The sequence below is a fragment of the Bartonella jaculi genome, assembly GCF_039543045.1.
Classification (GTDB): Bacteria; Pseudomonadota; Alphaproteobacteria; order Rhizobiales; family Rhizobiaceae; genus Bartonella; species Bartonella jaculi.
In genome coordinates, this window is record NZ_BAABIZ010000199.1 from 1 (window position 1) to 576 (window position 576).

The 576-nt window shown below is 37.2% G+C and carries 2 pseudogenes; both read right to left on the minus strand.

Going from position 1 to position 576, the window contains the following annotated elements:
• Nucleotides 1-289: pseudogene (locus ABD915_RS10170) on the minus strand (hypothetical protein); the annotation flags it as partial.
• Nucleotides 290-370: 81 nt separating this feature from the next.
• Nucleotides 371-576, minus strand: a pseudogene (locus ABD915_RS10175) (LbetaH domain-containing protein); the annotation flags it as partial.

Here is a 576-nt window from a genome sequence, read left to right on the forward strand (position 1 = left end):
AGCCAGCAACGATAGCATTGTCATAAACCCGCGCATGACCATAGATATGACCACAAGTGATAGCATTGCCAAAAACCCTTGCATTTTCAGAAACGTGACCATTTTTAAAAACAAGAGCATCATCATAAACCCAGCAATTACCCTCATGCGAGAGGTTGCTTTCCTTTTCAATAAAGCCCCCAAGATCACCAGCCTTGACATCAGAAAAGTCTTTTAATGCTTTAATGCGATAAAGAATATGGTTACCAAATACACGTGTTTCATTTGTGAGTGCAAATTTCTTTTGCATGGCACAATTCCTTTATAAAGAAGATTAAATTTTTGAATGAGATGTTTAAAGGAGGGCACCCCCGCCGCGCCCGTGCTTTATTTAAGCAGCTTCTTTTAATGACTGATCATTATAGAGAATTTCTTTATTACAGACTTCAATATTATTGCGAACCCAAGTGTCACCTTTAATGACCGCATTGCGAAAAATCTTTACATTTGCAAAAATACAAGCATATCCAGAAATTTTTGCATTGCCATAAATTTTTGTATCATTAAAGACACAAGCGTAATAATGAACGCGCGCAT